Annotated in this window: 34 protein-coding genes and 1 pseudogene; all 35 read right to left on the reverse strand. The window is 62.0% G+C overall.

Annotated features, from left to right (window positions below; genetic code table 11):
* Nucleotides 1–32: 32 nt before the first annotated feature.
* The 35 genes and pseudogenes from RIG82_03670 to RIG82_03840 all read right to left on the reverse strand — a co-directional run bounded on the left by RIG82_03670 (nucleotide 33) and on the right by RIG82_03840 (nucleotide 24,101).
* Entirely contained in the window at nucleotides 33–1,154 is a 1,122-nt protein-coding gene (locus RIG82_03670) for a hypothetical protein (protein ID MEQ9460034.1), read from the reverse strand.
* An 83-nt stretch (nucleotides 1,155–1,237) separates the two neighbouring features.
* Nucleotides 1,238–2,245 carry a DNA polymerase III subunit delta gene (gene holA, locus RIG82_03675; GenBank protein MEQ9460035.1) on the reverse strand — a complete coding sequence of 336 codons (1,008 nt, stop codon included), beginning with the start codon at nucleotides 2,243–2,245 and terminating at the stop codon, nucleotides 1,238–1,240.
* 7 nt (nucleotides 2,246–2,252) lie between these two features.
* Nucleotides 2,253–3,650 (reverse strand): magnesium transporter, encoded by a 1,398-nt coding sequence (gene mgtE, locus RIG82_03680; protein MEQ9460036.1) that lies wholly within the window; start codon nucleotides 3,648–3,650, stop codon nucleotides 2,253–2,255.
* A 99-nt stretch (nucleotides 3,651–3,749) separates the two neighbouring features.
* Complete coding sequence (locus RIG82_03685; protein MEQ9460037.1) at nucleotides 3,750–4,586, reverse strand: hypothetical protein; 837 nt, start codon at nucleotides 4,584–4,586, stop codon at nucleotides 3,750–3,752.
* A gap of 130 nt (nucleotides 4,587–4,716) precedes the next feature.
* Nucleotides 4,717–5,316 carry a 50S ribosomal protein L17 gene (gene rplQ, locus RIG82_03690; GenBank protein ID MEQ9460038.1) on the reverse strand — a complete coding sequence of 200 codons (600 nt, stop codon included), beginning with the start codon at nucleotides 5,314–5,316 and terminating at the stop codon, nucleotides 4,717–4,719.
* A gap of 165 nt (nucleotides 5,317–5,481) precedes the next feature.
* Nucleotides 5,482–6,513 carry a DNA-directed RNA polymerase subunit alpha gene (locus tag RIG82_03695; protein MEQ9460039.1) on the reverse strand — a complete coding sequence of 344 codons (1,032 nt, stop codon included), beginning with the start codon at nucleotides 6,511–6,513 and terminating at the stop codon, nucleotides 5,482–5,484.
* Between the two features lie 128 nt (nucleotides 6,514–6,641).
* Nucleotides 6,642–7,016 carry a 30S ribosomal protein S11 gene (rpsK, locus tag RIG82_03700; protein ID MEQ9460040.1) on the reverse strand — a complete coding sequence of 125 codons (375 nt, stop codon included), beginning with the start codon at nucleotides 7,014–7,016 and terminating at the stop codon, nucleotides 6,642–6,644.
* Nucleotides 7,017–7,119: 103 nt separating this feature from the next.
* Nucleotides 7,120–7,503 (reverse strand): 30S ribosomal protein S13, encoded by a 384-nt coding sequence (gene rpsM, locus RIG82_03705; protein MEQ9460041.1) that lies wholly within the window; start codon nucleotides 7,501–7,503, stop codon nucleotides 7,120–7,122.
* 30 nt (nucleotides 7,504–7,533) lie between these two features.
* Nucleotides 7,534–7,647: a 50S ribosomal protein L36 gene (gene rpmJ, locus RIG82_03710; GenBank protein ID MEQ9460042.1), complete on the reverse strand. Its 114-nt coding sequence runs from the start codon at nucleotides 7,645–7,647 to the stop codon at nucleotides 7,534–7,536.
* 17 nt (nucleotides 7,648–7,664) lie between these two features.
* Nucleotides 7,665–7,880: a translation initiation factor IF-1 gene (infA, locus tag RIG82_03715; protein ID MEQ9460043.1), complete on the reverse strand. Its 216-nt coding sequence runs from the start codon at nucleotides 7,878–7,880 to the stop codon at nucleotides 7,665–7,667.
* A 128-nt stretch (nucleotides 7,881–8,008) separates the two neighbouring features.
* Entirely contained in the window at nucleotides 8,009–8,782 is a 774-nt protein-coding gene (map, locus tag RIG82_03720; protein MEQ9460044.1) for a type I methionyl aminopeptidase, read from the reverse strand.
* A 112-nt stretch (nucleotides 8,783–8,894) separates the two neighbouring features.
* Nucleotides 8,895–10,364, reverse strand: a complete 1,470-nt coding sequence (gene secY / locus RIG82_03725) for a preprotein translocase subunit SecY (GenBank protein ID MEQ9460045.1) — start codon at nucleotides 10,362–10,364, stop codon at nucleotides 8,895–8,897.
* Nucleotides 10,365–10,411: 47 nt separating this feature from the next.
* Nucleotides 10,412–10,894, reverse strand: coding sequence for a 50S ribosomal protein L15 (gene rplO, locus RIG82_03730; GenBank protein MEQ9460046.1), 483 nt, complete (start codon nucleotides 10,892–10,894; stop codon nucleotides 10,412–10,414).
* 295 nt (nucleotides 10,895–11,189) lie between these two features.
* A pseudogene (rpsE, locus tag RIG82_03735) lies at nucleotides 11,190–11,702 on the reverse strand (30S ribosomal protein S5).
* 36 nt (nucleotides 11,703–11,738) lie between these two features.
* A complete protein-coding gene (rplR, locus tag RIG82_03740) occupies nucleotides 11,739–12,083 on the reverse strand; it encodes a 50S ribosomal protein L18 (protein MEQ9460047.1) in 345 nt (114 codons plus the stop codon).
* A 38-nt stretch (nucleotides 12,084–12,121) separates the two neighbouring features.
* The gene (gene rplF, locus RIG82_03745; GenBank protein ID MEQ9460048.1) at nucleotides 12,122–12,664 is read right to left on the reverse strand and encodes a 50S ribosomal protein L6; all 543 of its coding nucleotides are present in this window, start codon (nucleotides 12,662–12,664) and stop codon (nucleotides 12,122–12,124) included.
* Nucleotides 12,665–12,688: 24 nt separating this feature from the next.
* Nucleotides 12,689–13,087, reverse strand: coding sequence for a 30S ribosomal protein S8 (gene rpsH, locus RIG82_03750; GenBank protein ID MEQ9460049.1), 399 nt, complete (start codon nucleotides 13,085–13,087; stop codon nucleotides 12,689–12,691).
* Nucleotides 13,088–13,144: 57 nt separating this feature from the next.
* On the reverse strand, nucleotides 13,145–13,414 hold the full coding sequence (rpsN, locus tag RIG82_03755; protein MEQ9460050.1) for a 30S ribosomal protein S14: 270 nt from the start codon (nucleotides 13,412–13,414) through the stop codon (nucleotides 13,145–13,147).
* Between the two features lie 17 nt (nucleotides 13,415–13,431).
* Nucleotides 13,432–14,064 (reverse strand): 50S ribosomal protein L5, encoded by a 633-nt coding sequence (gene rplE, locus RIG82_03760; GenBank protein ID MEQ9460051.1) that lies wholly within the window; start codon nucleotides 14,062–14,064, stop codon nucleotides 13,432–13,434.
* Between the two features lie 25 nt (nucleotides 14,065–14,089).
* Nucleotides 14,090–14,479: a 50S ribosomal protein L24 gene (rplX, locus tag RIG82_03765; protein ID MEQ9460052.1), complete on the reverse strand. Its 390-nt coding sequence runs from the start codon at nucleotides 14,477–14,479 to the stop codon at nucleotides 14,090–14,092.
* Nucleotides 14,480–14,539: 60 nt separating this feature from the next.
* Nucleotides 14,540–14,926 carry a 50S ribosomal protein L14 gene (gene rplN, locus RIG82_03770; GenBank protein ID MEQ9460053.1) on the reverse strand — a complete coding sequence of 129 codons (387 nt, stop codon included), beginning with the start codon at nucleotides 14,924–14,926 and terminating at the stop codon, nucleotides 14,540–14,542.
* 53 nt (nucleotides 14,927–14,979) lie between these two features.
* Nucleotides 14,980–15,264 (reverse strand): 30S ribosomal protein S17, encoded by a 285-nt coding sequence (gene rpsQ / locus RIG82_03775; GenBank protein MEQ9460054.1) that lies wholly within the window; start codon nucleotides 15,262–15,264, stop codon nucleotides 14,980–14,982.
* 10 nt (nucleotides 15,265–15,274) lie between these two features.
* Nucleotides 15,275–15,481 carry a 50S ribosomal protein L29 gene (gene rpmC / locus RIG82_03780; protein MEQ9460055.1) on the reverse strand — a complete coding sequence of 69 codons (207 nt, stop codon included), beginning with the start codon at nucleotides 15,479–15,481 and terminating at the stop codon, nucleotides 15,275–15,277.
* Nucleotides 15,482–15,500: 19 nt separating this feature from the next.
* Nucleotides 15,501–15,920, reverse strand: a complete 420-nt coding sequence (rplP, locus tag RIG82_03785) for a 50S ribosomal protein L16 (protein ID MEQ9460056.1) — start codon at nucleotides 15,918–15,920, stop codon at nucleotides 15,501–15,503.
* Between the two features lie 35 nt (nucleotides 15,921–15,955).
* Nucleotides 15,956–16,660 carry a 30S ribosomal protein S3 gene (gene rpsC, locus RIG82_03790; protein MEQ9460057.1) on the reverse strand — a complete coding sequence of 235 codons (705 nt, stop codon included), beginning with the start codon at nucleotides 16,658–16,660 and terminating at the stop codon, nucleotides 15,956–15,958.
* 20 nt (nucleotides 16,661–16,680) lie between these two features.
* The gene (gene rplV, locus RIG82_03795; protein ID MEQ9460058.1) at nucleotides 16,681–17,019 is read right to left on the reverse strand and encodes a 50S ribosomal protein L22; all 339 of its coding nucleotides are present in this window, start codon (nucleotides 17,017–17,019) and stop codon (nucleotides 16,681–16,683) included.
* A 20-nt stretch (nucleotides 17,020–17,039) separates the two neighbouring features.
* Complete coding sequence (gene rpsS, locus RIG82_03800) at nucleotides 17,040–17,330, reverse strand: 30S ribosomal protein S19 (GenBank protein ID MEQ9460059.1); 291 nt, start codon at nucleotides 17,328–17,330, stop codon at nucleotides 17,040–17,042.
* Nucleotides 17,331–17,357: 27 nt separating this feature from the next.
* The gene (gene rplB, locus RIG82_03805) at nucleotides 17,358–18,218 is read right to left on the reverse strand and encodes a 50S ribosomal protein L2 (protein ID MEQ9460060.1); all 861 of its coding nucleotides are present in this window, start codon (nucleotides 18,216–18,218) and stop codon (nucleotides 17,358–17,360) included.
* Nucleotides 18,219–18,258: 40 nt separating this feature from the next.
* Nucleotides 18,259–18,540: a 50S ribosomal protein L23 gene (rplW, locus tag RIG82_03810; protein MEQ9460061.1), complete on the reverse strand. Its 282-nt coding sequence runs from the start codon at nucleotides 18,538–18,540 to the stop codon at nucleotides 18,259–18,261.
* Complete coding sequence (gene rplD, locus RIG82_03815) at nucleotides 18,533–19,198, reverse strand: 50S ribosomal protein L4 (protein ID MEQ9460062.1); 666 nt, start codon at nucleotides 19,196–19,198, stop codon at nucleotides 18,533–18,535. The genes rplW and rplD overlap by 8 nt, the downstream gene beginning before the upstream one ends.
* Before the next feature lie 133 nt (nucleotides 19,199–19,331).
* Entirely contained in the window at nucleotides 19,332–20,006 is a 675-nt protein-coding gene (gene rplC, locus RIG82_03820; protein MEQ9460063.1) for a 50S ribosomal protein L3, read from the reverse strand.
* 112 nt (nucleotides 20,007–20,118) lie between these two features.
* Entirely contained in the window at nucleotides 20,119–20,427 is a 309-nt protein-coding gene (gene rpsJ / locus RIG82_03825; protein ID MEQ9460064.1) for a 30S ribosomal protein S10, read from the reverse strand.
* Nucleotides 20,428–20,553: 126 nt separating this feature from the next.
* Entirely contained in the window at nucleotides 20,554–20,955 is a 402-nt protein-coding gene (locus RIG82_03830; GenBank protein MEQ9460065.1) for a bifunctional nuclease family protein, read from the reverse strand.
* A gap of 100 nt (nucleotides 20,956–21,055) precedes the next feature.
* Complete coding sequence (locus RIG82_03835; GenBank protein ID MEQ9460066.1) at nucleotides 21,056–22,396, reverse strand: transcription antitermination factor NusB; 1,341 nt, start codon at nucleotides 22,394–22,396, stop codon at nucleotides 21,056–21,058.
* Nucleotides 22,389–24,101 carry a response regulator gene (locus tag RIG82_03840; GenBank protein MEQ9460067.1) on the reverse strand — a complete coding sequence of 571 codons (1,713 nt, stop codon included), beginning with the start codon at nucleotides 24,099–24,101 and terminating at the stop codon, nucleotides 22,389–22,391. The genes RIG82_03835 and RIG82_03840 overlap by 8 nt, the downstream gene beginning before the upstream one ends.
* Nucleotides 24,102–24,103: the final 2 nt, after the last annotated feature.

The raw sequence follows: 24,103 nt of genomic DNA on the forward strand, positions 1-24,103 counted from the left end.
GATTACAAGAGCTAGCGATCAGAGCACAAGAACTACCGCCCCACCCCCACCGCACTCGACCGCACCCGCTCCACATCCGGATCACGCTCCACCAGCCCCGCATCCGCCACCACACTCAAATCCACCATCTCCTCCGACAATGTCTGACCCAGCTCATCCTTCACCCGCGCCTTGAGCCGATACTCACCCACCGTCAGATTCGCCGGCAGCCGGATCAGCTGCACCACAAAAAAATCCCGCCGACGATTCCGCGACGTGTCCACGATCGACACCGGCTCCTGACGCCACACCATCAACCCATCCCGCCGCTCATACAACCGGATCTCCTGCGTCACCCGCGTCTGATACATCCCCGCCACGCTGTCCACCTCGCTCCTGAAACCATCCAGCTCCAGATACACAATCATCGGGTTCTCACGACCCGCCAGCAGCTTCCGGCTCGCCAGCGGCTCATAAACCCCGTAACCCGACACCGACCGGCACACCTCCATCCGCGTGATCTCGATCGGTCGATCCTCCGCACCCCGAAGCTCATGCGCCAGATAATCCAGGTCCAGCAGATGATCCTCCGCCGCCTGCCGCTCCGCCTCCAGCAGCACCCGACGCAGCCGCTCAATCTGCGCCCGTTGCTGACGACTCAACCCCTCAAGACCCTCCGCAGACACCGCCGCGTTCGGCTCCGCCACCATCCGCGCCGAGTCCGACAGCGCCCGCAACATAGGGTTCTGCCGCGACTCGTAAGTATTTTCTGGCCGCGCATGGGCGCTCAATGGAGCGTCGTTCGAGGCCGTTTGGTCACGTTTGATTGACGAGTTCGGTTCGATTTCGATCGAAACCGGCTCAAAAACCGCCGTTCTCACCACAGTTTCGCCAACCGCTGGCGTTGCCCGCCTTTCCCCCACCTGATCCACCCAAACCACCTCCGGCGGCGGAACCCAGTCCTCCTCATCACGCACCGACACCGCCCCAACCGCCCGCGACCCCTGCCGGTCCACCGCCAACCGCTGCCGCTCGATCACCGACTGCTGCTCATTAAAAGCCGCCAACTCCTCATCCGTCGGCACCTCCCGTGACACCCCAGGCGAACCAGCCCCCGCGCAGCCCGAGAGCAGCACAACCAACATCAGCAAAACAAAGTGTTTATATCCACGCATGATGCCTCCTTGCATCGACCACGAGGGCAACGAAACCAGGCCCAAGCACTCGGCTGACTCAGACCCACAGGCGTTCCACGCCCTTACTTAGACACATCGGCCAGCCGCACACACAGGGTTTCGAGATTACGCCGTGCACTCCCAAATCCCGACTTCGACCGCGCATCCGATTCCACCGCCCGATCAAACAACCGCCCCACCGCTTCAGGGTCCAACCGCCCCGCCGCCTCCAGAAACACCCGCGACCGCGGACCCCACAACTTAAGACGCTTCGCAATCTCCCCGGCACCCACCCGACGAGCAGTTAAACGCTGCGCCAGACTCAGCTTACGAACCCCATCCGCCACGAAATACGTCACCAACACCTCCGGCTGCCCCGCCAGGTCAATCAACTCCGTTATCCCCTCCAATGCATGGTGCGCACGCCCCGACACCAAACTCGCCAGCGCCGCATCCTGCACCGCCCACGCCTGCTCCTCACTCGTCCGACCCACCGCACGCTCCACATCCCCAGGGAGAATCGTCTCCCCCTCCACCATCGCCGCCAGCTTCCCAAGCTCCATATCCAGCCGCGACAACGCCACCCCCATCCGCTCCACCAACAACGCCCCCGCCGCCGGGCTGATCGCCACCCCGTGCTGGGCCTTCGACCGCTTCACCACCCACCCCGCCGCCTCCCGAACACTCAGCGGGTCACACCCCACGATCGCCCCCACCTTCGCGATCCGCTTGTCCAGATTCCCCTTCCGCCACACCGGGCTCCGCAGCACCAGCGTCGCGTGCTCAGGCGGGGACTCGGCGTAACGCTCCAGCGCCTGCCGATGCTCCTTCACAAACGCCTCCGCCTCCTCCACCACCACCAGTTTGTGGCTCTGCATCAGCCCAAACGTCCGCAACTCGTCAAACACCTCCGCCAGCGTCGCCGAGCGGCCATCAAAGATCATCGGGTCGGCCTCCCCGTGCTCATCCCGCAGCGCCCGCATCAGCTCGTGGAGATACAACTGCTGCAGCAACCGCTCCTTGCCATGCAGCACCACGATCCGCTGGGTTGTATCGAGTTTCACACGGGATGTGCTTTTCTTAGGCGGCATTAGGAAATTATCCCAGGAACCACGTAGCCAGGAACAGAGCAAAGAAGAACCCGCACAGGTCCGTAATCGTCGTCAGAATAGGCCCCGACGCCATCGCCGGGTCGATCTTGAACCCCTTGAGGATCAGCGGGACCGACCCCCCGATCGCCACCGCGATCACCGTATTCATCGCCAGCGCCGCACCCACCACCACTCCGATCCACACAAACTGATCGCCCCGCATCGCGTAGGCAATACACCCAAGAAAAACACCGAGCAGGATGCCGTTGATCGCACCCACGATCACTTCCTTCCAGAGCGTGCGCAACACCTCATTGGTCTTCACCAGCCCCAGCGCCAGCTCACGCATCGAGATCGCTACCGCCTGATTGCCCGAACAGCCCGACATATCCGAGAGGATGGGCAGGAAGATCGCCAACGCCGTCACTTTCGCAATCGTCGGCTCGTAAAACGCGACCACCGAGGCGGCAATAAGGTTCAGGAAGATGTTGGGGGTGAGAAACGCCAGCCGCCGCGCCGCCCGCGACCAGGTCGGCATCGAGCGCGATTCCTCACCCGCGATGATCCCGCCGAAACGCAGCAACGCCTGACTCGATGCCTCACCCACCGCCTCCTCCACCGCAGCCCTGCGCACAACACCCACCAGCTTGTTGTTCCCATCCACCACCGGTGCCGCCTGAAAGTAGTTGCCGTCGAAAAACTGCTCAAGGCTCGGAAGATCATCTGAATCATGCACAAACACCGGCGTGCTGATCATGATCTGCTCGATCTTCGTCTCCCCCGTGGTCAGCACCAGGTCACGCAACCGCACCACACCTCGCAGTTCTCCGCCCGCCCCGATGATGTACACATACTGGACGTCGTATTCCTGATAACTCGCCGCGTTGGTCCGTAGGTCATCCACCACCTCAGAGACCGACATCGTCTGGAAAAACGCGAGGTACTCCGCCGCCATGAGCCCACCCGCCGTGTCCGGGTCGTAGCTGGTGAGCCTGCGGACCTCCTGGGCGTCATCCGGGTCGAGCCTGGCTAGAATCGCCTCGACCTCATCGTCCCCAAGCTCTGCCATCAGGTCGGCCTGAGCATCCGACGGCAGCGGGTCCACCATCTCGGCGGCCTTCTCCGCCGAGACCGAGGAGAGCAGGTCGGAGGCCTGCGTGACACTGAGTTCCTCAACCAGATACGCCCCACACTCGGTGGGCACCAGGTTGATCAGCCGCGAGCGATCATCCTCATCCAGACGCGAGATCGCGCGAGCCATCTCCCCCGCTGGCTGGTCATAGACAAAGCGCTGCAACGCCTCGACATCGCCAGAATCGACCAACTGAGCAAGCTCAACCGACGGATCGATCGGCTCGGACGCCTGCGGATCGACAACGGGTTGCTCGGTCTGGGGGTCGGTCATAGGTCTTCCTTAGGGAAGATTGTACGCTCAAAGCGGCAGACCATCGGTAAGCCAAAACGTATCGCACATACCCCCTGCCCGTCTTACTGCATGTTGCGATCAGGTTTCGACGCCCACCGGCGAGAAGTCCACGTTGGCGTAGTACCCGGCGGCCCGACGGACGCGATCGATTTGCCCCGCCGTCAGAAGCTCACGGCCACGCCCGGCCCGCCCGACATTAAACCGCGTTTCCGACGGCTTGAGCCCGCTGAGCACCTCATCCACCCGAGCGGATTCATAGCCCACGTCAAGAAAATCAAGCGCTTCGCGGATCGCCGTAGGCGTGTCGCCCACCAGGTCGTCGTAGTTGATCCAATGCGTGGCAATCGCTCCCTGACCTCGAGTCTCGACCCAGGTCGCAAAGAACCGGAGGTACCACGCCAGATGCAGGTCCATCACCGCGTCGATCTGCGCCACCGGGTCGAGGGCGCGGATCGCGGTGGCCAGACCCGAGCGATCAGGCCTGTCCGAGAGGTCCTTGATGATGTGATCACGGGCGCTCACGATGACATCAAACAGGTTGCGCGTCTGGATGATCGGCGTGATGTTGAAAGCATGCAGCAACGCGACGTTAGCCGGCGTCGCGCAAAGGTGGAGCTTGGCGACGCCGGTCCGCAGCAGGCAATCCCGAGCGAGCTGGGGCAAATAGAGGTCCTGCTCAGGATTATCAAAGCTGTAAACCACCTGGGTCTGAGGGCGATCCAGGATGCGGGCGATCGCGTTGAACAGCAGCGTTGACCCGGTCTTGGGATTCGCCGCGATCAGCACCTCACGGTTGGGCGGCAGGCCCGAGCGCAGCGCTTCACCGATCGCCTTGAGCTGAGCCTCCTGATAGAAGGCCTGCTGGAACATCTGGAAGACTTGCTGGGGTCCGACCGTGTTGCTCGCCGTGGTCATGTGAGGGATTCCCTTGGGCTATACCAAGGTTATCGGCCCATCAAACGCTGCGCGGGCACGAAAAAACCCGGCCACGGGGCCGGGTTGATCGGTTCTGTTCAACCTGCATCAACGACGCAGGGCGAGCGGCTTACTCTTTATCTTCAGCAGGGGCCTCGGGCTCGGCCTGCTCAGCGGGGGCGGCCTCTGCCTTGGGCTCATCGGCCTTCTTTCCCTTGCGCAGGGCGGCGGCGACTTCCATCCGCTTGTTGGCCTGGTCGCGGCGACGCGAGTAGCGGCCGGTGACCTGCGGGCCATCCTCATCGCCCACGAGCTGCAGCACACAGAGCTGCGTACCGTCACCGATGCGATGCTTGTCGAGACGAACGATCCGGGTGTACCCGCCAGCGCGGTCAGCGTAACGGGGAGCGATCTCATCGAAGATCGTCTTGACGACCTTGGGCCCGCCCACCAGCTCGCCGTACTTGTTGCGGACCAGACCCTCGTCCTCTTCCGAGCGGACCATGATGCGGTCGCGGCCGAGCATGGCGATGACCCGACGGCGCGAGGCCAGGTCGCCCTTCTTCGCCGCGGAGATGATCTTCTCGACCAGCGGTTTCACGCTCTTGGCCTTGGGGAGTGTCGTGGTGATCTGCCCGTGGGTGAGCAGCGAGACGGCCATGTTGCGCCACATCGCTTTGCGGTGGGCGGTGTTGCGGCCGAGCTTCTTGCCTGCCATACCGTGTCTCATCTTGGTTCTCCTTTTTGGGGGCCTGGGCGAGAGACATCGCCGAGGCCGTTCCACTCCCGCTGATGAGCGGGGCAAGGGTCCCGACGCGGGACCTGAGGGCTTCGATGGCCCTGCTATGTAAAAAGAGACGCCCGCGTTAACGGGCGTCTCTCGTGAATGTCATCATCAGGATGCTGTCGCAGCAGGAATACCACCAACGACCTGCTGGCGGACCTCAGACGGGATATCCATCCCGAGTTCGAGGCCGAGGTCGGAGAGCTTGCGCTTGACCTCACGCAGCGAGGTACGCCCAAACGACCGGACCTTGAGCAGGTCCGACTCGGTGTGCGCAACCAGGTCGGCGACGATATCGACCTTGGCCGATTCGAGGCAGTTGCTGGCGCGGACCGAGAGGTCCAACTCGGTGACGGGCATCTGGAGCTTGCGGACCAGTTCCTCGTCGATCCGGGCAGCGGCGGCGGCCGACTCGCTGGCCACGGTGTCGCCAATCTCGAAATACTGAACGAAAGGGTTGAGGTGCTTGCGGAGAATCTTGGCGGCCTCGACCAGCGCCATCTCAGGCGTGACGGTGCCGTTGGTCCAGATCTCCAGCGTGAGCTTGTCGTAGTTAGTCTTCTGACCCACGCGGGTGTCTTCGACCTTGTAGCGGACGCGAGTCACCGGCGAGAACACGGCATCCACAGGAATCACGCCGACTTCCTGCTCGTCGGTATCGGTGTACTGCTCGGACGCGGGAACGTAGCCACGGCCCTTCTCGACCCGCATCTCCATGTCGAAGTCGATCTGCTTGGTCAGCGTCGCCAGCACCAGGTCCTTATTGTGGATGGTGACATTGAGGTCGGCGTCGATCAGCTCGCAGGTCACCTCGCCGGGGCCTTCGGCCTGCAGACGCATGGCCCGGGCCTCTTCGCCTTCGAGGGACACCACAATGTCCTTGATGTTGAGGATGACGTCGGTGACATCTTCCTGCACACCCTCGAGTGAGGTGAACTCGTGGGGGGCACCCTTGATCTTCACGGCGGTCACCGCAGCGCCCTCGAGTGACGAGAGCAGAATTCTGCGGAGGCTGTTGCCGATGGTGGTTCCAAAACCACGCTCGAACGGTTCGATCGAGAACCGGCCGTAACGCTCGGTGTTGACATCGTGGTCGGCGACCACACGGTGAGGCAGTTCGAGACCACGCCAGCGGATGCGCATCGATGGCTCCATTTCTATCCAGCAGGACCTTGGGGGAGGCAAGGTTTCGGATTCACGCTGGCCGAGGGTCTGCTGGGAACCTGAGGCCGCTTCTCTTCCGAAACCGGGAAGACGTTTGGATTGATGATTTAGACCCGGCGCTTCTTGCAGGGGCGGCAGCCGTTGTGCGGGATCGGGGTGTGATCCTCGACAGCGGAGATGCGGAGCCCTGCGGACTGGAGCGCGGTGATGGCGGATTCACGACCGGAGCCAGCCCCGCGCACGCGGACCTCGACCTCGGACATGCCCATCTTGCGGGCAGCCGACGCGGCCTCTTCACCAGCCCGGGTGGCGGCGAACGGCGTGGACTTACGTGAGCCCTTGAAACCAACGGTCCCAGCCGAGGCCCAGCAGAGGGTCTCGCCGTTGACGTCGGTGATGGTCACCTGCGTGTTGTTGAACGTGGCCTTGACGTGGACGATGCCCTTGGTCACGCCACGCCGTACTTTTTTGCTCTTTGCCATGGTCTTCCTTGAAGTTTCGTGCGTCGCCAACTCTCCGGCCGCGCCGGCGGGCGACTGACTTCGGTGGGTGGGTGCCTGCTCCGGAACGATTCCGGGTCAGGGCTTACTTCATGCCCTTGACGCCCTTCTTGCCGGCGACGGTGCGACGGCGGCCCTTGCGGGTCCGGGCGTTGGTCTGTGTCCGCTGCCCACGAACCGGAAGACCCCGGCGATGACGATCGCCGCGGTACGAGCGGATGTCGCGGAGACGGCCGATGTTCTGGGCCACCTGACGACGCAGAGCACCCTCGACAACGTAGTTCGCCTCGATGATGCCGGCGATCGCGGCGAGCTGATCCTCATTGAGGGTGTTGGCCTTGACCGTGCCGTCGATGCCAGCTTCCTTGAGGATCAACTCCGTGTGGTGCGGGCCCACGCCGTAGATGTACCGCAAGGCATAACGGATCTGCTTGTTGTCGGGAATGTCGGTGCCTGCGAGTCGGGGCATCGTGGTGCTCCTGGGTGCTGATGCGTGGGCTTAGCCCTGACGCTGCTTGTGCTTGGGGTTGATGCAGATCACGCGCACGACGCCCTTGCGTCGGATGATCTTGCAGTTCTCACAGATGCGGCGGATGCTGGAACGGACCTTCATCTCGAAATCCTTAGCTCTCAGTGTCGGTAAGTAATCCGACCCTTAGTCAGGTCGTAGGGACTGATGTCAACCGTCACCCGGTCGCCGGGGAGAATGCGGATGTAAAACTTGCGCATCTTGCCGGAGATGTGGGCGATAATCTCGTGATTGTTCTCCAGCTTCACGCGGAACATGGCGTTCGGCATGGCGTCGAGCACCTCGCCGTCGAGCTGGATGGTTTCTTCCTTCGGCACTCAATCGCCTAAAACACTGGGTAACAACTGGTTCCAAGGCCGGCACCGGCCCTGAAGGGACGATTCCCCTGAGGGAAGTCGAGCCGCGTAGTGTAGCAAAGAGATCCAAGTCAAGCGAATTCACCCGGTCATCGACCGTCGGTGAGGACATCCGCGCCATTCTCGGTCACGGCGACGGTGTGCTCGTAGTGAGCGGCCGGCTTGCGGTCCGCCGTCACCACGGTCCAACCATCGGACAGGGTCACCACGTCGGCGGTACCGAGATTGCACATCGGCTCAATCGCCAGCACCATCCCCGGCTTCAACAGAAAGTCATTTTGCAGCAGATGGTTATTGACGAAGTTGGGCACTTTCGGGTCTTCGTGCAGCTTACGACCGATGCCGTGGCCGACGAAATCCTGGACCACGCCGTAGCCCCGCGACTCGGCGTATCCCTGCATCAGCTTGGCGACCTGCGACCAGGAACGCCCCGGGCGGGCGTTCTCGATGGCGATCTGGAGGACGTGCTGAGTCGCCGTACAAAGGTCACGGACCTCGGGGGCGACATTCCCGACGAGAATAGTCGTGGCCGAGTCCCCGCACCAGCCATCGAGATTGACCCCGCAGTCGACGCCGACGATATCGCCATCCTGAATGACCCGCTCGTCAGAAGCGATCCCGTGGACGACTTCTTCGTTGACCGAGATGCACAGCGTCGCCGGGAAAGGTGTTGGTCCGGGGTAGCCGCGAAAAAGACCTTTTGCTCCAGCGTCATCGATGACCTTCTGCGCCGCATCGTCGATCTGCTGGGTTGTGGCACCGGGCTGACATATCTCGACACACCGATCCAGCACACGCCGGACAACGCGACCTGCATCGCGCATCTTCTTGATCTGGTCTGGCGTCTTAAGCGTGATCGGCATGGTCGCGCGGCCTTAGCGTCGGGCTTGCCTCTTGAGGTGAACGGAAAACTCGCCCGTGATTACTGGCAGTTCTGGCGGAATGTTAGCGGTCGTGCGCTCAGAGCGGGTGCGTTCAGCTCGCCGTGCCGCGGGTGCCGCGGATCTTCGGGCTGCGGCGTCCTCCGGAGCGAGGCGATCCCGACCCGCCGGAGGTGGACTGACTGAGGAAGCCCTCGTAGTTGCGCATCAGCAGGGTCGCCTCGATCCGCTGAACAAAGTCGAGCATCACCGAGACGACGATCAGCAGGCCTGTCCCGCCGAGGTACTGCGTCACGATAAATGGAATCTCGAAGACCCCCGCCACCACGGTCGGGATGACCGCAATCACGGCGAGGAAGCCCGCTCCGACGTAGGTGATCCGCTCCATCACGGTTTCGAGGTACTCAGCGGTTCGCGGGCCGGGGCGGAGGCCGGGGATGAAGCTGCCCGAGTCGCGCAGCTGCGTCGCCATCTCCTTGGGCTGGAACTGCACCGTCGTCCAGAAGTAGGCGAAGAAGAAGATCAGCCCGATGAACGAGAGGGTATAGAGGTAGCCCGTGTGCGCAATAAAGTCGGCGGAGAAGTGGTACCAGATCTGATTGACCGTGTTGGCAAACCAACCCCACGACGACAGGGACTCGCCTTCTGCGGGCACGACCCGTTCAGGTATCAAGAGGTTCTCGATCGGTGGCAGCAAGATGGTGGGGAAGATCATCAGCGAGCTGGCGAAGATGATCGGCATCACTCCGCCGTGGTTCACACGCAGCGGGAGGTAGCTGCGCTGCCCGCCATAGACCTTCCGGCCACGCGTATGCTTAGCCTGCTGGACCGGGATCCGCCGCTGAGCCTGCGTGATAACGATCGCACCAGCGACGACGACGATGAACGAAACGAGCAGGAAGACAATCGTGTCGAAGCCGTAGCCGTCGCCGGTCGTCGAGAAGTTGTTGGCGATCAGGCCGACGGCACCCGGAATACCCGCGATGATGCCAGCGGTGATGATCAGCGAGATGCCGTTTCCGATGCCGTACTTGTCAATCTGCTCGCCAAGCCACATCAGGAAGATCGTGCCCGCAGTCAGGCCGACGACGCCGCAGCCCCAGAACAGGAAGGTGCCCGAGTATTCAGCGTAGACCAGGCCATTGCCCTGGATGAAACGCATCCAGAACACCGCCTGCACCAGACAGAGGCCGACGGCGGCGTAGCGGGTGTATTCCTGGATCTTCTGCCGACCGGTCGGGCCCTGCTTCTGGAGTTCCTTGAAGGACTCGACGGAAGCCGTCAGTAACTGAAAGATAATCGCCGCCGAGATGTACGGCATAATCCCTAGGCCGAAGATGGTCGATTGCCCGAGGGCTCCGCCGGTGAAGATGCCGACGAACGAGATCAGATTACCGACCGCTCCACCCTGGGAGTTCTCGGCCCAGGTCTTGAGCGCGTCCTGATTGACACCGGGCAGGGGAATGAAGAAGCCGATGCGGTAGATCGCGAGCATCCCGAGGGTGAACGCGATCTTCCAGCGGAGTTCGGGGATCTTCCAGATGTTGGCGAGGGTGCGGAGCATCCGGTGGTGGCCGACCTTCCTTGATCAGGGCTGGCGGAGCCGCTGGTTTATTCGCCGTCTGCGGGTGATGGGGCGGGACGCCCCGTATCGACGGTGACCGATCCGCCGGCCTTCGTGATCTTGTCCGTGGCGGCCTGGGTGAACTTGGCCGCCGTGATGTTGAGCTTCTTGGTGATCTCACCGTCAGCGAGAATCTTAACCGGCAGCTTGGTGTTGCGGATCAGGCCGACCTTGACCAGCGTCTCGGGGCTGACCGATTCGCCGTCCTCAAAGCGCGCGTCGATGGAACGCAGGTTCACGGTCGCGAAGTGCTTACGAAACGCCGCGTTGGTGAAGCCTCGCTTGGCCATCCGGCGGAAGAACGGCATCTGACCACCCTCGCGGTGAGCGGGTGACGAGAATCCCGAGCGGCTGCCCGCGCCGTTGTGGCCTCGGCCAGAGGTCTTGCCGTGACCGGAACCGACGCCGCGACCAATGCGCTTGCGTGACTTGTGGGCTCCGACGATCTCGGTGATGTCATGAATCATCATGGCGGGGGTCCGTTTCTTCCGGCCTCAGCCGGCGATCAATCGCGTGGTGGACGGCGGGTGCCGGTTACTCGCTCTTGGTTTCCTCAGAGCTGTCGTTATCCGCGGGTGCTTCGGGCTCTGCCTGCTCGGCAGCGGGCGCCTCGGCTTTGGGTTCCTCGACCTTGGGTTCCTCAGCAGGTGCTTCGGCAGCAGCCTTGGGCTGAGCGGGTTCCGGAGCAGCGGGCGTGTGGACAATATTAGCCGCGGCCGCCTGGGCCTTGGCCTCGGCACGCTGCATGGCGAGCTTGCCGGACTCGATCATCTCATCGACGGTCGACATCTCGATGGTCACGCCGCGCACGCCAGCGATCTCGGCACGGGTCCGAAGACCACGCAGGCCCTCGATGACCGCTTTGGCCAGGTTCTTCTTGTTGGTTGATCCGTAAGACTTGGTCAGGCAGTCCTGCACGCCAGCCATCTCGAGCACGGCACGAACGGTTCCGCCGGCAATAACGCCGGTACCCGGAGCCGCAGGGATCAGTCGGACCTTCGAGGACAGGTAGCGCCCGGTGGTCGGGTGCGGGAGCGTTCCACCCTTGACCTGAACTTTGAAGAGCTGCTTGCGAGCGTCCTTCTGGGCTTTCTCAATAGCCGCGGGGACACCCGGGGCCTTGCCGTAGCCGATACCGACGGAACCCTTGCGGTCCCCGACGACAACCAGCGCAGCGAAGCTGAATCGCCGGCCGCCCTTCACGACGGTCGCGGTTCGGAAGATGCCGACCGTGGTCGACTCGAGTGTCTGTCCTGCTTGTTCGATGACTTCAGCCATGGCGGGTCGTTTCCTGCCGGGGGGTGGCGGCGATGATTAGAACTTAAGGCCCGCTTCGCGGGCGCTGTCGGCCAGGGCCTTCACACGCCCGTGGTACCTGTATCCGTTACGGTCAAACTGAATAGCGTTGATGCCAGCAGACTTCGCCTTCTCGGCGATGGCCTTGCCGACGGCCTTGGCACCCTCGACGTTCCCGCCAGCGGTCTTCTCGACCACCGAGCTGGCCGACGCCAGAGTCTTGCCGGCCATGTCGTCGATGAGCTGAGCATAGATATGCTTCGAGCTGCGGAAGATCGACAATCGGGGCGTCTCGATCGTGCCGAGCACACGCTTGCGCACTCCCGCCTTCCGGCGTGTGCGACGCTGATTTTTTACATTGATCTGACTGGGATTCATCGGGTGAGCTCCTGGCGATGGCCTTAGTTGCCGAACGCCTTGCCGGCCTTACGGATGATCTGCTCGCCGGCGTAACGGACGCCCTTGCCGTTGTACGGCTCGGGCTTGCGGTGCGAGCGGATCGCTGCTGCGGTCTGCCCGACAAGCATCTTGTCGGGGCCGGTGATGGTGAGTTTCTGGGCCTCGACGGCGACATCCACGCCATCCGGGATCTTGACGACGCGCGTGTCCGCGTAGCCCAGCTTGAGATTGACCTGACGGCCCTGGACCTGCGCGTTCCAGCCGACGCCGACGATCTCGAGCTGCTTGGTGTAACCCTTAGTCACACCCTCGATCATGTTGGCGATCAAGGCTCGGGTCAGACCGTGCATCGCCTTAGCGAGTCGCGTGTCATCACGACGCTCGACGATCACGTTCTTGGCGTCATCGTCAATGCGAACGCTCACCTCCGGGCGGTGATCGTAGCTGAGCTTCTTGCCCGAGGCCTCGACCGTCACGGTGTTACCGCTGATCGACACCTTGGCGCCGCCTTCGATGGGAACTGGTTTTTTACCGATGCGTGACATCTCGTAATCTCGCGTTGGGTCGGCTTACTCGACGGTGCAGATCAGTTCGCCGCCGACGTTCTCGGTTCGGGCCTCGCGGTCCGAGAGAACGCCCTTCGGCGTGGTGAGGATGGCGATACCCAGACCCGCGAGCGGACGGGGGAGGTCGTCTACCTTGCTATAGACGCGGCATCCGGGTTTCGACTCCCGCTTGAGCAGATTGATCAACTGCTCGCCACGGGGGCCGTACTTAAGCTCGATGCGGAGGATGCCCTGACGGCCGTCCTCGATGACATCGAAACGGTTGATGTAGCCCTCGTCACGGAGCACGCGGGCGATGCCGCGGCAGACGTTGGAGTTGCGGCAGTCAACGCGCGGGTGTTTGGCCCGGGCCGCGTTTCGGACTCGCGTGAGCATGTCGGCGATGGTGTCGCTTAGAGACATCTGAGTTCTCCGGGGCCGCGCTTCGCTGGGTGATGCGGCCCTGATGGTTCCTTGTGCTTACCAGGAGGCCTTACGCATGCCGGGGATCTTGCCCTCAAGGGCCAGTTCCCGAAGGACGATGCGCGAGATACGGAACTTGCGGTATACACCCCGGGATCGACCGGTGAGAGCACACAAGTTGCGCACCCGGGTGGGGCTCGCGTTGCGTGGGAGCTGCTGCAGGCCGATGTAATCCTTGTCGGCCTTTAGCTGACGCCTGCGCTCCGCGTACTTGGCCACCGTGGCCTTGACCTTGTTGTTCCGAACGACGGTTGATTTTGACGACATATCAGCTTCCTGCTCGGTTATTTATTCTCGGGCTTGATGAACGGCCAACCGAGTTCTTCGAGCAGGAAGCGCGACTTGGTGTCGTCAGACTGCTCAAAGACCATCGTGATGTGCATGCCGTGGGTGAACTGGGCAGAAGTCATGTCCACCTCAGGGAAAATCGCCTGCTCGGTGATGCCGAACGAGTAGTTGCCGCGACCATCAAACGACTTGGCCTTGAGGCCACGGAAGTCCTTGATACGAGGGATCGACAGCGTGATCAAACGATCGAGGAACTCCCACATCCGGTCGCCACGCAATGTCACCATTGCACCGACCTCGTAACCCGCTCGCAGCTTGAAGTTCGAGACCGACTTCTTGGCCTTACGCATCACTGGCTTCTGACCTGCGACCGTCTCCAGCGTCAGGAGCACCTGCTCTTTAGCCTTCGGGTTGATCTTAGTGCCCTCAAGCTGCTTGCCCAGACCCACATTAAGGATGATCTTCTGGAGCTTGGGGGTCGCCATGACGTTCTTAATGCCAAACTGCTCACGCAGCTTCGGGGCGATCTCATCGCCAAAGCGCTGCTTGAGCCGCGGTGCGAGGCCGGCTGGTGCCGAGGCCTTCATCGCCGCCGGGTCGAGGGTTTCTTTGATCTTGTTCTTCGCCATGGCGAGTTCCTGTTCGTGCTTTCGCTTACTTGGCCTTGGCCTTGCGGAGTTCCGGACCAATCTGCTCGCCATTGCGTGCAGCAACGCGGACCTTCGAGCCGTCATCACGGGTCTCGAAACGTACCCGCGTCGGCTTGCCATCAGCAATCGGCGAGACGTTGGAGATGTGAATCGGCATCTCACGGCTGACCACCCCGCCACGCGGGTTCGCCTGCGTCGGCTTGAGGTGCTTCTTGCGGACGTTCACGCCCTCGACCAACACCTGGTCCGTCTCGGTGAGCACACGCAGGATCTTCTTAGGACGAAGGTCCCGGGTCTTGTTCACCACGCGACCCTCAGCATCGTGTTGGCGAATCCACGCGCCGTTGCCGGCGGTGACAATCACCATGTCGCCTGATCGGATGTGCCTGGCCATGCTTAAGTCCTCGTATCGCCGCCCCAACGGGCGTCCTTGTTCCTGGTATCCCGAATCGTCTTACACAACCTCGGAGGCGAGGGAGACGATCTTCATGTACTGCTGCTCGCGAAGCTCTCGGGCCACCGCACCAAAGATGCGTGTCCCACGAGGCTCGCCCTTCTCGTCAATCAGAACGATCGCGTTCTTGTCAAACCGCACGTAGCTGCCATCAATCCGGCGGACCGGGTAGTTCGTCCGGACCACCACGCCCCTGACGATCGTGCCCTGCTTCATGTCGCTGCCGGGCAGCGACTTCTTCACCGAGCAAACCACCTTGTCGCCCAGCGACGCGGTCTTGAGGGTCTTGCGACCACGGCCGGTGGACCCGCCGAGCACGCGGATCACATAAGCGATCTTCGCTCCGGTGTTGTCTGCCACGTCGACACGTGATTCGGCCTGGATCATGATCGTTGCTCCCGAGCCTCACGATGGAGGCTCCTGATGGCGTTCTGCTTGGGTTACTCGGTTACAGCAGCGGACTGCAGGATCTTGTGCAGACGCCAGCTCTTGGTCTTGGAATACGGCCGACACGGCGCGATCTCGACGCGGTCGCCCACTTTCGAGGTGTTGCCCTCATCGTGGACATGGAAGCGGAGCTGCCGGTGGATGTACTTGCCGTACTTGGGGTGACGGACCTGGAAGTCGACCTCGACGGTCCGGGTCTTGTTCCGCTTGTCGCCAGTCACCACACCGATCTTTGTGCCGGCGAGCTGACGTTGGGGTTGTTCTGTCGTCGTGGTCACGTTCGTGTCCTCAGGCTTGTGCGGTCTGTGCGTTGGCGCGGGTGGTCTGCTCGGTCATCAGTCGGGCGATGTCCTTCTTGAGAACCGAGAACTGTCTGGGGTTCTCCAGCTTCTCGGTCACTGCCTTCGTCCGGAGATCAAAGACCTCGCGGCGGAGACGCTGGATCTCGTGGACGATCTCGGCGTCATTAAGTTCGCGGATTTCACTGGGCTTCATGGTCATGTGTCCTGTGCTCTTAGACCGCGGGGCGGCGCTCAACAAAGCGGCAGCGGAACGGCATCTTGTGGGCCACACGGGTAAACGCCGCGCGGGCCAGGTCCTTGGGAACACCGGTGATCTCGTAAAGGATCGTCCCGGGCTTCACGCACGCGGCCCAGTATTCTGGCTCCGCTTTGCCCTTACCCATGCGTGTCTCGAGAGGCTTCTTCGAGATGGGCTTGTCGGGAAAGACCCGCACAAACAGCTTGCCCTCGCGGGAGACGTACTGCCTGGCGGCAATACGACCGGCCTCGATCTGCCGTGCCGTGAGCCAGCCACCTTCGGTGACCTGCAGGCCGAACTCGCCGAAGGCAACGTGGTTGCCCCGTGAGGCGACACCGCGCAGCTTGCCTCGCTGCTGCTTGCGGAACTTGACTCGTTTTGGCATCAGGGGCATGGGTTATCCCTCTGGGTCCTTGGTGTTCTAACGGTTTAGTGACGGCCTCGGGCACGCGGTCGAGCCCCTGCGGCCTTCGACTCGATCTGATCTTCGGAAACCTCGGAGTACGGGCCGTTGTAGACCCACACCTTGATACCGAGGGTACCGTACGTCGTGAGACTCTGGGCAAAGCCATAGTCGATGTTCGCCTGAAGCGTCGAGAGCGGGATCGCACCGAGACGGATGTCCTCGGTACGGCTCATCTCGTGACCACCAAGACGCCCGCCAATCTTGATCTTGACGCCCTTGGCACCTGCGTTCATCGCCGCTTCGGCCTTCATCTTGATGACACGGCGGAAACCCGCTCGCTTGGCGAGCTGCTCCGCGATGCTCATCGCGACGAGCTGCGCGTTCTTATCAGGGTTGTTCACTTCGATGCAGTTGATCGATACGTTTCGCCCGGTCAGACCCTGCAACTCAGAGGTCAGCCGCTCGATCTCGGCACCCTTGGGGCCAATGACCAGACCGGGCCGAGCCGTCTTGATGACGATCTTCAACTCTTCGCGAGTACGCTCAATATGAATGTCACTGACCGCAGCAAAAGGCGGGGTCTGGTTCAGCACACGATCGCAGTACCTGCGGATCTTCTGGTCTTCGACCAGCAGCTCGCCGTAGAGCGCCTTGGGGGCGTACCAGCGGCTCCGATGGGGCTCGGTGATGCCGACGCGGAAGCCGAATGGATGAACTTTTTGTCCCATGATTTAGATCTTCCTGTGGCTCAGGCCTGGGGCTGCTCGTCGACAGTGACGGTGATGTGGGAGGTACGCTTCAAAATGGCGTGGGCGCGACCGCGGTCCTTCGGCTGGAAACGCTTCATCGTTGGCCCGCCATCGACCTTCGCAATGGTCACGACCAGACTCCGCGTGTCAGCCTCGGCCGCATCGGCATTGGCGATCGCCGCATTCAAAGCCGCTTTGACCATCACCGCCCCACGCTTGGTGGACATGGTGAGCATGGTCAGCGCCTCGTCGATCGGCCGACCCTTGATCAGGTCCGTGACAAGCTTCGCCTTCTTGGGGCTGATGCGTGCGCCGCGATGGATGTTGGTGTAGGGCATCGTAAGGTTCACTCTCTGGATCAAACTCGACCCGCCGCACGCTGGGCCTTGGTGCCCGCGGTGTGACTCTTGAAGGTCCGCGTCAGGCTGAACTCGCCGAGCTTATGCCCGACCATATCTTCGGTCACAAACACCGAGTTGAAGACCTTGCCGTTGTGCACCATGAACGTGTGACCGACAAACTCGGGCACAATGGTGCAGGCGCGGGCCCAGGTCTTGATGGGCTCGTGCTTGCCCATCTGGGTCTGCTGCTCAACCTTCCGGTAGAGCTTGAAGTCAACGTATGGGCCTTTTTTCAGCGATCGTGCCATAGGGGTGTTTCTTTCGCTCGGGGTCGCTTACTTGAGCTTCAACTGGCCGTAACGCTTGGACACGCGACGACGCAGGATGCGCTTGTTGGAGTTCTTGCCATGCTTACGAGTCCGGCCGCCCTTGGACAGCACGCCGGTCTTCGACGCCGGCGGGCGGTTGCCCTTTGACTTGCCGTCACCACCGCCAAGCGGGTGATCGTGGTGGTTGCGGGCCACACCGCGCGTCTTGGGCCGACGCCCCAGATGTCGGGCACGACCGGCTTTACCAAGTTCAACACGGTTGTGGTCGGTGTTGCCCACCTGACCGATTGTCGCACGCGCATCAACCGGAACCTGACGGATTTCACCCGACGGCATCACGATCGTCGCCCACGAACCCTCACGGTTGGAGAGTCGGGCATACGTCCCCGCCGAACGACAGAGCTGGGCGCCACGACCGCGAATCAGTTCAATCGAGTGAATCAGCAGACCCGTTGGGATCTTGCTCAGCGGCATGTTGTTGCCGACCTTCGGCTCAGCACCCTCATTCGAGGAGATGACCGTGTCGCCATCCTTCAAGCCGATCGGAGCCAGGATGTATCGCTTCTCACCGTCGGCGTACTCAAGCAAAGCAATGTTCGCCGAACGATTCGGGTCGTACTCAATCCCCACCACCGTCGCCTGGATGCCGTCCTTGTCGCGACGGGCAAAATCGATCTTGCGGTAACGCTGCTTATGCCCGCCGCCACGGCACTGCACCGTGATCTTGCCGTGATGGTTACGGCCGCCCTTCTTGGGCTTGGGCGACAGGAGCGACTTCTCTGGCGACTTCTTGGTCACCTCGGAATAGAGGTTGACCGAAGCATTACGCCGGCCGTTGGTCGTCTTCTTATAGATGCGAATGGCCATGGTGTTCTCTCAGCCAAGCGTGCCGATGCCCCGAAGGGAATCAGAACAACTCGATGCGCTGACCTTCCTCGACCTGGACGGTCGCTCGCTTCCAGTCGGGACGCTTGGTGTATCCGTGCCGCGTCCTGCGGATGTCGCCCTTGCGGATCTGCGTTGCGACCCTCACCACCTTGACATCAAACAGGCTCTCGATCGCCTTCTTGATCTCCGGCTTACGGGCATCACGGGCAACCTCAAAGGTGTACCGGTTACGCTCGTTGCTCTCCCAACTGGTCTTCTCAGTGACAAGCGGACGCTTGACGATGTGAATGGGATCACGCATCGGTGGCACCCTCCGACTGCTGGGCGACGAGCTGGGTCTTGACCCGCTCAAGATAGTTCACGAACGCGTCCTTCTCCGCCACCAAATAACGGTGTGTAAGAAGGTCAAACACGTTGAGACGATCAATGTGAGTCAGGCTGACCGACGGCAGGTTCCGGGCCGACCGAGCACCCGGGCCGGTCGTCGAAGCCATCGCCACCAGGCAGGAACGATCGATCTTCATCGCCTCCAGCATCCCCGCAAACGCCTTGGTCGAGGGCTTGTCGAAGTCGAGCTTGTCGACCAGACGGATCTCGCCATCGATGGCCTTGGCCAGGATCGCGTTGCGGTTCGCCAGGCGACGCATCTTGACCGGCATGCCCTGACGCCACGACTTCGGCGACTTCGCCTTCGAGTGACCGCCACCCTTGAACAGGTTGGCTCGCACGGCACCGTGGCGGGCGTTGCCCGTCCCCTTCTGCTTGTAAATCTTTCGCGTGGAACCCTCGACCTGGCTGCGACCCTTGGTCGCCGACGTGCCCAGCCGCTTGTTCGCATGAATCCGCACATACGCCTGCTTGAGCAGGTCATGCCGGAGTTCACCACCCAGCAATGCCTCGTCCACCTTGACGGTGCCGAGTGATTCGCCGGTCTGGGAGAGAACTGGTAGTTCGATCATGGCTTTACCTCGCGGTCCCTTGAACGCCCCTTAGGCGTGGGTCCTGTTCGCCGGGACTTATGCCGAAAAACTCGGCTGCCGGACTCGGCCTCTATCACTCGGCTTGTCGCCGAAACGTAGTATCCACCTGGACTTACGCCTCGAGCTGCTTGGCCTTCCGCTTAAACAGCCGCTTGGCCTCGCGAACCATCAGCAGACCCGACTTCGGGCCCGGCACAGGTCCCTTGACCAGCAGCAGATTACGCTCCTTGTCAATGCCAATCACGGGCAGGCTACGCACCGTCACCCGTTCATTCCCCATCCGCCCGGCCATCCGGATGCCCTTCTTGGGCTTACCCGTGCCGAGGTTACTCGACCGGCCACCGATCGAACCCGGCGAACGATGCTTACGCTCCACGCCGTGACTCGCCTCTTGGCCACGGAATCGGTGACGCTTCATCACACCCGCCGTGCCCTTACCCTTCGAGGTGCCGATCACATCGACAAACTTAATCGCCTCAAACGCCTCAACGGTCACCGACTCACCCAACTCAACACCCTCAACAGGGCCGTCAAACCGGACTTCACGGTGAAAACGCATCGGGCCTGAACCGGCATTCGCGTCGTGCCCGATCATCGGGATCGTCGAACGCCGGGGACGAAGGTCTTCAAAAGCAAGCTGAACGGCCGCGTAGCCGTCCACTTCTTCCGTCTTGATCTGGCTGATCAGGCATGGCCCCGCCTCGATCACGGTGACAGGGACGTTCCGTCCCTCCCCGTCGTAGTACCGGGTCATGCCGACTTTTCTGCCAAGGATTGCTGTGGGCATCGTGTCAACCTCTCAGGGAGCTCTTTCGAGCGGGTCTTGGCCAAAGCCAGAGGACCATGCCCTGTTTGATTGCCTCGTGGTCAAACCACAAGACGGTTTATGGCTTCAAGGCTCAGGCCTTGATCTTGACGAACACGCCGGCGGGAACAACCAACCGGTTCAGAGCCTCGACCGTGCGAGCGTTCGGCTCGCTGATGTCGATGATCCGCTTGTGCGTGCGGATCTCAAACTGCTCGCGGCTCTTCTTATCAATATGAGGGCCACGGAGCACGGTGTATCGCTCGATCCGCGTCGGCAGCGGGACTGGCCCGGCAACCCTCGCGTTGGTCCGCTTGGCGTGGTCAACGATCTCCCGGGCCGAGGCGTCCAGGGCCTGGTGGTCGTAGGCTTCCATGCGAATTCGGATCTTACCAGCGGTCATGATCACTCCAACATCTGCGAAAACACCTCACGATGAGGCGAGCCGCACAGTGTAGCCCCGGCAGAAAGGCTGTCAACTTCTAGGCTCCGCATCCCCAACCCCTCAACACACCCACACGACCCCACCTCAGGCCGACCGCGTCGCCTCGTCCAGCACGTGCTCCTCGACGTAGATCGGCACCTCCGTCGCCACCCCGATCGCCAAAGCATCACTCGGCCGCGAATCCACATCCACCGCCCGTTCGCCCTGCCGTAAGTTCAGGCGAGCAAAGTACGTACCCTCTTTCAGGTCATTGATCGTCACCGACTCCACCGTGCTCCCGGTCGCCTCAATCACCGCCGCCAGCAACTCATGCGTCTGAGGCCGAGGCGGCAAAGCCCCCATCAGCCGCCGCTCGATCGCCCGAGCCTCCGCCAACCCGATCAGGATCGCGAACACCCGCAGACCATCGACCTCCCGCAGTTCCACGATATGCGTGTCCGCCGTCTCGCGGATCAGGATTTTCGAGAGCTCCATCCGAACCGCCATCGAGCCATATCCCTTCAATACTCATCACCCCACCCAAGTATATCGCTCGAGTCCCGCTGGATCGCCGCTTCGCAAAAAACTCAATCCAGCCACCCCACCATCAGCCCGCAAGAACCAGCCGGGCGTGGAACCCGCCATCCTGATACGTCGCCCCCGACCCCTCCGGCAGCGTCAACGCCTGGCTAACGATCGAAACCGCCCTCTTGCGCACCACCCGCTGAATCAACACCTCATTCTCCTCGGGCTCCAAGCTGCACGTGCTGTAAACCACCGCCCCGCCCGGCTGACACAAGTCCAGCGCCCGCAGCAGCAATCGTTGCTGCAACCCCCGCAGGTCCTCCACCGTCTTCTGCGTGAACCGGTACCGAGCCTCAAGACGCCGGGCCAACACCGCCGTATTCGAGCACGGCACATCCGCCAGCACCAGATCAAACCGCTGCCCCTCCAGCGCCCGATCATCCACCACCCGCAGCCGATCACGCTTCGCCGCCAGCGTCATCAGCGACTCCCGCCGCTGTTGATGGGGCTCATACGCCCAAACCTCCGCCCCGGGGTGCACCCCCAGCGCCTGCAGCGACTTAGTCCCCCGACCGGCACACAGGTCCAGCACTCGTCTGGGGTTCAGGTCAGACGTCCCCGCCACCGCCTTAGCCGCAGCCGGGTCCTGCACCCGCCACCCCGGATGCTCAGACAGCACACTCCCCAACGCCGACATCGCCCCCGTCCACACCACAAACCCCCCCAGCCGATGCGGGGTCATCCACTCACGCCCCTCCGCCTCACCTCCCGGAACCGCCACAATCGTTGGCGGAATCTCAAGACTCTGCCACAACAGCCGCTCCACAACATCCCCATGGTGCTTACGCCACCGATGCACCAAATCTCGCCGCAGACTAAAGGCCGCCGACGCATGACCCACCGCATCCTCAGTAGGCTCAGGCAGCACCGGCCACGGACTCAGCAACGCCTTGCCTCGCCCGATCGGCACATGCCGCGCACTCAAGACCGCTTCATCAACCACCTCCGCCTGCTCCCGCCAGGCCGACACCTTCCTCAGCACCGCATTCGCTAACCCCGCCGCACCCGGCCGGATCAGCTTCTTCGCGATATCGACATACGCCATCACCACTGCGGGCCGTGGCGTCCCATCCTGAAACACCAACTCAAAAGCGCCCGCCAGCAACAACGCCCTCATCAACGGCTCGAGCTTGAACAGCGGCTTGCTGCACACAGGCTCCAGAAGCGCCTCCAGCGTCAACCACCGCCGCACCACACCCTGCCGCAGCGCATGACCTGTACCACTCGATACACCCTCCGAAACCGCCCCTGACCCCGGATGAAGATCAGGAAAATCCTCCGCTAGCCCCGCCAGCAACCTGATCACCGCGATACGCGACCGATCCCGCGACCCAACACGCTCAAGCGTTGATAGCTCAACCACCGGCACGCTGCGTCGAAGTTGACTCGGAAGAAGTCGGCTCGAGTCCAAGAGCCTTACGCACCTCGTCGAGAAGCTGATCCACTTTAAACGGCTTGAACATCACCGAAGCCAACCCCTCCTGACTCGCCCGCACAATCGAATGATGTGGGTCATATCCAAACCCCGTCATCAACACCACCGGCAACCCATCACGCGACCGCTGCGCCGCCGCGAAAATCTCATACCCATTGCGATAAGGCATCCGGATATCCGACACCACCAGGTCGTACTGATCCTGCTCGAGCCGGCAACACGCCTCGTAACCATCCTTGCAGATCTCAACAGAACACCCCTGCCGAACCAGGATGTCGCGGATCGTCTCGCGAATATTCCGCTCGTCGTCAGCGACAAGAATCTTCCGCCCCGCAAAACGAGGGTCCACTTCGACATGCTTCCCATCACCCGAACCCAGCACCACACCAGGCCCCGCCGCCGCCTGCTTGATCGAATCACGCATCGACTGCACGTGCTCGATGATGCGACCTAGCCGCTCACGCATCGTGTCGTCGCCGATGTACTCCTCCATCAGCGTCTGCGCCTCGGTCACCACATCATTCAGAGGAGCCGTCAGACCCTGCACCACCGAGTCCGTCACCAGACCCGACGTGTTGCACCGCTCAATCAGCAGCAGGTCCAGCATGTGCAGCGCCTGCGCAATCGGACGAGCAAAAATCTCCGCAAACTGCCGGTCATCCTCCGTAAATGCCCCCACCGTCTCTGACTCGACGTTGTACACCCCGATCACCCGGTCATCGAGCATCAACGGGACCGTCAGCGAACTCTTCGAGTGCTCCAGACCCACCACATACCGCGGGTCCTTCTCCGTGTCGTGACAGATGTACGACCGGCCCGTCGCCGCCACAAAACCCGAAATCCCATTGCCCTCAGGCTGGGCGTACAGATCAATCTCCAACGCATCAGGCGGCAAACCCTCCGCGATCACCACCTCCAGCTTGTTCGACCGACGATCCAGCAAACGAATCGCGAAATGATCAAAGTGCATCAAGTCCTTCGAGTACTTGATGATCTTCTCCTGCAGCAGCTTGAGTCGCTCCGAAGGCGACAGCTTCGTCACCGCCTCACGATCGATCCGCGACAACTCTCGACCCGACGCGTCGATCGCGTCAATCTTGCTCTGGATCCGCCGACCCGAGGTCGCGTCCCACACCACCCCGACCACCTGACGGATATGACCCTCTTCATCCGGCACGCCCGAGCAGATCATCTCGAAGTACTGCTCGCCGACCTGAAACGTGAACTTCTTCGACCGCGGCTGCACCGCATCCGCCACCGGCGAACTCTGCGCCGTGAAAATCGTCAACGCCTGCAAACCGATCCGCTTCGCCTGCTCGAACACATCAGGGCGAAACGTCCGCATCTTCCGATTGCACCACGAACTCCGACCCTGGCGATCAACAACCAACACCCCCTCACCAATCGTGTTGAGCACCAGCGACGCACGATCCTCAACCAACGCCCGCTCCAACGGCAGAAAATCACCCACCGCCGCAAACACCGCGTCGTACTGACCGGTCTTGAGCGCGTCAATCGCATCCGTCACATCATCAATCCGATGAATGTCCAGCGACTCACCAAGATTGGCCAGCGCCGGCTCTTCGATCGAAAGGCCGTCACCAAGGACCAGAATTCTGGGACGCTCACTCATAG

The sequence above is a fragment of the Phycisphaeraceae bacterium genome, from assembly GCA_040222855.1.
In the GTDB taxonomy this organism is placed as follows: domain Bacteria; phylum Planctomycetota; class Phycisphaerae; order Phycisphaerales; family Phycisphaeraceae; genus Mucisphaera.

Bases quoted from the DNA above. Each gene is read 5' to 3' on its own strand.
- mgtE (MEQ9460036.1), bottom strand. From the start codon at position 3,650: ATGACCGACCCCCAGACCGAGCAACCCGTTGTCGATCCGCAGGCGTCC.
- rpmJ (MEQ9460042.1), bottom strand. From the start codon at position 7,647: ATGAAGGTCCGTTCCAGCATCCGCCGCATCTGTGAGAACTGCAAGATC.
- rplV (MEQ9460058.1), bottom strand. From the start codon at position 17,019: ATGCCCTACACCAACATCCATCGCGGCGCACGCATCAGCCCCAAGAAG.
- rpsH (MEQ9460049.1), bottom strand. From the start codon at position 13,087: ATGTCTCTAAGCGACACCATCGCCGACATGCTCACGCGAGTCCGAAAC.
- holA (MEQ9460035.1), bottom strand. From the start codon at position 2,245: ATGCCGCCTAAGAAAAGCACATCCCGTGTGAAACTCGATACAACCCAG.
- secY (MEQ9460045.1), bottom strand. From the start codon at position 10,364: ATGCTCCGCACCCTCGCCAACATCTGGAAGATCCCCGAACTCCGCTGG.
- rplB (MEQ9460060.1), bottom strand. From the start codon at position 18,218: ATGGCCATTCGCATCTATAAGAAGACGACCAACGGCCGGCGTAATGCT.
- RIG82_03695 (MEQ9460039.1), bottom strand. From the start codon at position 6,513: ATGCGCATCCGCTGGCGTGGTCTCGAACTGCCTCACCGTGTGGTCGCC.
- RIG82_03685 (MEQ9460037.1), bottom strand. From the start codon at position 4,586: ATGACCACGGCGAGCAACACGGTCGGACCCCAGCAAGTCTTCCAGATG.
- rplC (MEQ9460063.1), bottom strand. From the start codon at position 20,006: ATGCCCACAGCAATCCTTGGCAGAAAAGTCGGCATGACCCGGTACTAC.
- rpsJ (MEQ9460064.1), bottom strand. From the start codon at position 20,427: ATGACCGCTGGTAAGATCCGAATTCGCATGGAAGCCTACGACCACCAG.
- RIG82_03830 (MEQ9460065.1), bottom strand. From the start codon at position 20,955: ATGGCGGTTCGGATGGAGCTCTCGAAAATCCTGATCCGCGAGACGGCG.
- rplP (MEQ9460056.1), bottom strand. From the start codon at position 15,920: ATGCCCCTGATGCCAAAACGAGTCAAGTTCCGCAAGCAGCAGCGAGGC.
- rpsM (MEQ9460041.1), bottom strand. From the start codon at position 7,503: ATGCCCCGACTCGCAGGCACCGACATTCCCGACAACAAGCAGATCCGT.
- rpsK (MEQ9460040.1), bottom strand. From the start codon at position 7,016: ATGGCAAAGAGCAAAAAAGTACGGCGTGGCGTGACCAAGGGCATCGTC.
- RIG82_03670 (MEQ9460034.1), bottom strand. From the start codon at position 1,154: ATGCGTGGATATAAACACTTTGTTTTGCTGATGTTGGTTGTGCTGCTC.
- rpsC (MEQ9460057.1), bottom strand. From the start codon at position 16,660: ATGGGACAAAAAGTTCATCCATTCGGCTTCCGCGTCGGCATCACCGAG.
- rplQ (MEQ9460038.1), bottom strand. From the start codon at position 5,316: ATGAGACACGGTATGGCAGGCAAGAAGCTCGGCCGCAACACCGCCCAC.
- rplE (MEQ9460051.1), bottom strand. From the start codon at position 14,064: ATGGCGAAGAACAAGATCAAAGAAACCCTCGACCCGGCGGCGATGAAG.
- rpsS (MEQ9460059.1), bottom strand. From the start codon at position 17,330: ATGGCACGATCGCTGAAAAAAGGCCCATACGTTGACTTCAAGCTCTAC.
- rplD (MEQ9460062.1), bottom strand. From the start codon at position 19,198: ATGATCGAACTACCAGTTCTCTCCCAGACCGGCGAATCACTCGGCACC.
- rplF (MEQ9460048.1), bottom strand. From the start codon at position 12,664: ATGTCACGCATCGGTAAAAAACCAGTTCCCATCGAAGGCGGCGCCAAG.
- rplN (MEQ9460053.1), bottom strand. From the start codon at position 14,926: ATGATCCAGGCCGAATCACGTGTCGACGTGGCAGACAACACCGGAGCG.
- RIG82_03840 (MEQ9460067.1), bottom strand. From the start codon at position 24,101: ATGAGTGAGCGTCCCAGAATTCTGGTCCTTGGTGACGGCCTTTCGATC.
- rpmC (MEQ9460055.1), bottom strand. From the start codon at position 15,481: ATGAAGCCCAGTGAAATCCGCGAACTTAATGACGCCGAGATCGTCCAC.
- rplX (MEQ9460052.1), bottom strand. From the start codon at position 14,479: ATGGCCAGGCACATCCGATCAGGCGACATGGTGATTGTCACCGCCGGC.
- rplW (MEQ9460061.1), bottom strand. From the start codon at position 18,540: ATGCGTGATCCCATTCACATCGTCAAGCGTCCGCTTGTCACTGAGAAG.
- rpsN (MEQ9460050.1), bottom strand. From the start codon at position 13,414: ATGTCGTCAAAATCAACCGTCGTTCGGAACAACAAGGTCAAGGCCACG.
- rplO (MEQ9460046.1), bottom strand. From the start codon at position 10,894: ATGATGATTCATGACATCACCGAGATCGTCGGAGCCCACAAGTCACGC.
- map (MEQ9460044.1), bottom strand. From the start codon at position 8,782: ATGCCGATCACGCTTAAGACGCCAGACCAGATCAAGAAGATGCGCGAT.